Below are 3,801 nucleotides of genomic sequence, written 5' to 3'. Positions count from 1 at the left end.
TTTGCAATAGATAATCCTAATCCCAATCCGCCTAAGGTTCTAGAAGTTTCTTCATTTTCTTGCGAAAATCTTTCAAAAATAATTTTCTGTTTTTCTAAATTAATACCTATTCCTGTATCTTGTACAAAAATTTCTATATTATTACTAATGCGTTTATATCCAAAATTAATACTCCCTTTGTTAGTATATTTGAATGAGTTTTCTAGCAAATTACTTATTATTTTATTAAGTTTTGATTTATCTGTGTAGATAGTACTTTGCTCATCAGAAAGTTCAGTTTTTATATATAGCGGTATTTGATTTTCTTTGGCTTTTAGATCAAAAACAGCAAATAATTCCATTAATAAATCATTTAAACAAACAGGTTTTTCAATTACTTTAACTTGTTTGGTTTCAAGTCTTGAAATTTCTAAAATATCATCAATTACTCTAAGTAGTTGATTTCCGCTATTTTGAATTATTTTTATGAAATAATTTCTTTTAGCAATAGGTAAATCATCGTCAGATAGAAATTGAGAAAAACCTAAAATGCCATTCATAGGAGTTCTAATTTCATGAGACATATTATTTAAAAACTCTGTTTTTAGTCTATTACTTTCTTCTGCTTTTTCTTTTGATTTAAGTAATTCTGATGTTTGTTTCTCTAATTTTGAAAGTGCCTTTTTTCTTACAGTTATATCTCTATGTGAGCCAAACATTCTAATCACCTCACCTTTTTCATTTTTAATAGATTCTGCCATTGAAAGTATCCAAACATAAGATCCATTTTTATGTCGCAATCTAAATTCAGAAAGATATTGTCCTAAAGGGTTTTTTAAATAATTTTCAAATTTAAGCACCGCTGCATCATAATCATCTGGGTGCAATAGATTTTTCCAAGTTGAAATATCCTCTTCAAAATCATCTACTTCATATCCTACTTGCTCCTTATATAAATTAGAATAATAGGATTTGCCTGTAATCAAATCCCAATCCCAAATACCTAAACCTGTAGCTGATACTGCCAATTTATAACGCTCATCGCTTAGTTCAGCTTTTAATTTAGCATTTCTCAATTGGTTTTTTGTGTTTTTAATATCTGTAATATCTAATACAGAAACAATTGCTTTTCCCTCACTATCAATTTCTGACTTTAAAATGGCATAAATTAAAGTTCCATCTATTTTAATAAATTCTGTCTCACAATAAAAGTTTTTATCTCCTGAAGCAACTGCAACAATCTCTTTTTTTAGCTTTTCTAAAGACACCTCTGTATCACTCTTTTTTAAATGTTTTTTTAGTTCTTTAATATCCTTTGCTCCAAAAAGGTTTAGTGTATTTTTATTTACTTTTATAATGTTTATTTTAGAGATACATTCTAGTAAAAAATTATGATTATTATTAAAATATTCTTCTAGATCTTCAATTCTAATAGCTTTGCTTTTTATAATTTTTTTTACTTCTAAAAAATCTTCTTCCCATAAAGAAACCGGGCTATGTTCAAATAAATTTACAAATCTATTTCTTGAATCAATTAATAATTTATTTTTATCGTATAACTCTTTACTTAAATTATTTAATTCTGTGTTTCTTGTTTTAAGTTTATTAGAGGCAAGTTTTAAAGTTGTAATATCTGTTACTAAGGCAAATGATCCTTTTCTTTTATTTGCACTATCATAAATTGGTGACGTATTAAATAAGCAAATTACTTTTTTTCCATTCTTTTTTATGAGCTCAATTTCATAGGTTGTAGACAACCCTTGCTCTCTTAATTTTATTTGCTCTTTAAAAATAGTATTGTTTTTGTCATCAACAAAAGTGAAAATAGATTTACCAATAAATTCTTCCTTATTATAATCTAGAATACTGCACATTTTTATATTAACATCTGTAGTTTGGCCTTTATCATTAATTATCCAAAAACCTTCATTAGCAGTTTGCAATATTCGTTTTAAATAACTTTCATTTTCTTCAATTTTAAGATAGGCAGCCTTTAAATTTATCTCTGATTTCTTTTGTTCAGTAATATCTTCTTTAATGGCTAAAAAATTTGTGATTTCTCCTAAATCATTTTTAACTGGGGTAATTGTGGTACTGTCCCAAATTATTGTACCTCCTTTAGTTTTATTTTGAAAGATTCCATGCCAGTCTTCACCTTTCAAAATTGTATCCCATAAATTTTTAAAAAAGCTTTTTGAATGTAGCCCTGAATTTAAAATATTTGGTCTTTTCCCTTTAACTTCTTCAGCACTATAACCAGTTAATCTACTAAATTTTGGGTTTGTAAACTCAATGTTCCCATTTATATCAGTAATTACAATGGTATTAGCACTTTGGTTTACTGCCGTTGATAATAATTTAAACTCTTTTAAGTTCTTTTTTCTGATTGAAATATCACGTGCAAAACCAAGTAATAACTTTTTAACGCCAATTTTAAGAACTGCAATATTTATTTCAACAGGAAAAACCAATCCATCCTTTCTTTTATACAACGTTTCAATGGTTATACTATTTTTACTGGATAGTTGGCTCCAAACTGACTTATTTTTATCTAACTCATTAAATTTTGCTTCAAGCTCTTTGGCATTCATGGATAAAAGCTCTTCTTTACTATACCCAGAACTTTCAATTGCTTTATTGTTAACTTGAATAATATTTCCATCAAAATCAGATAAATACATGGCGTCTCCTGCTTGTTCTATCAGAGATTTAAATAATAATTCACTCTCTTCAGCAACTTGTCTTGCTTTTTGAAGCTCTTCATGTATTTTTAGTGTTGAAGTGATATCTTGAATTGTTCCTACCAACTGAATTGGTTTTCCATTTTTATCAAAATTTAATTTTCCAAAACCATGAACCCATCTAATCTCTTCATCATTATTTCTAATAATTCGATATTGTTTATCAAAGTTTTCATGATTTTTTAAAATATTTGTTTCTAAATAAGAAGTCATTTGCGCTCTATCATCAGGATGAATTATCTGTACCCAATTAGCAACATCTTTTACATAACTTTCTTTTATTCCAAATATTTTATTTAAAATTATTGAGCTACTCCAACATCCGTTTGTAAGATCTAATGAATACGAACCTAATTCTGCAATTTTTTGAGCTTCATATAAACTATTTTCACTTTCTTCAGCTTTTTGCAATGCTGTTTTAAGTTCTCTATTTCTATTTTTTGTTATAGTAATATCTTGTACAGTACCAATAATTTTTAGTGGGTTTCCTCTTGAATCACATTCTAATTTGCCTAAACTATTTACCCATCTAACTTCTTTATCATTGTTTCTAACAATTCGGTATTCTTTATCATAAGATGCTATTTTTTTTTCAGCTAAATCTTTAATATCAATTGAGACCGTTTCCTGATCTTCTGGATAAATAATAAGCGCCAAGTTTTCAGAATTTTTAATAAAATCGTTATCTATTCCTAATATTTCATCTAAAACAGGTGTACTTTCCCAAAAACCTGTAGCAATATCTAAAACAAAAGTGCCAATTTTAGCAATTTTTTGAACTTCATTTAAATTAATTTCAGCTTGTTTTCTTTCGGAAATATCTCTAATTGCTGCTACTCTTATTTTTTTAGAATCTCCTAATTGGATGAATTTAGATTCTATTTCAACAAGGAATGTTGTTTTATCCTTTCTTATTCCTTTAATTTCATAAGGAAATGCATGTGGTTTTTTAGAATTATTATAAATTTTTTGATGATCTTGTTTATCAAAAAGAAGGTCAACCACATTTTTACCTATTAATTCTTCTTTTTTATAACCGAACATTTTTGCAAAAGAAAGATTTGCATCCGTTGCAATACCC

The 3,801-nt window shown here is 27.2% G+C and carries 1 protein-coding gene; it reads right to left on the bottom strand.

What is annotated here, in order from left to right; all coding sequences use genetic code 11:
• A partial coding sequence (locus AB1Z17_RS01290) for a PAS domain S-box protein (protein WP_368049980.1) occupies positions 1 to 3,801 on the bottom strand: 3,801 nt, incomplete at both ends.

This window comes from Lutibacter sp. (assembly GCF_040883305.1).
GTDB lineage: Bacteria > Bacteroidota > Bacteroidia > Flavobacteriales > Flavobacteriaceae > Lutibacter.
Note: the sequence above shows the minus strand (reverse complement) of the source record. Positions and strands in the feature narration are given on the sequence as shown.